Genomic DNA, 241 nt, shown 5'->3' with positions numbered 1-241 from the left:
CGGATGTACAGTCCCTTGACGATGGTGACACCATCCAGGATGTCTTTACCTACACCATTACTGATGCTGATGGGGATACCTCTGAAGCAACCCTTACCATCGATGTAAACGGCATGACCGACGGTGCGCCGACCATCTCTATTGATGATGCGGATGCAGATGTTACTCCTGCCGACAACAGTGTGGTTGAAGGTTCCGGTGACACCGTTAACGGGGCGATCACTGTTGGGGCAGAGGCCGG

The 241-nt window shown here is 53.9% G+C and carries 1 protein-coding gene; it reads left to right on the top strand.

Translation table 11 applies throughout. From position 1 onward, the window contains the following. Positions 1–241 (top strand): VCBS domain-containing protein (locus FCL48_RS24825; protein WP_136876770.1); only part of this gene is annotated, 241 nt, incomplete at both ends.

The organism is Desulforhopalus sp. IMCC35007, from assembly GCF_005116575.1.
Classification (GTDB): domain Bacteria; phylum Desulfobacterota; class Desulfobulbia; order Desulfobulbales; family Desulfocapsaceae; genus Desulforhopalus_A.
The sequence above is the reverse complement of the archived record's forward strand: the minus strand, read 5'-3'. Positions and strand labels throughout refer to the sequence as shown.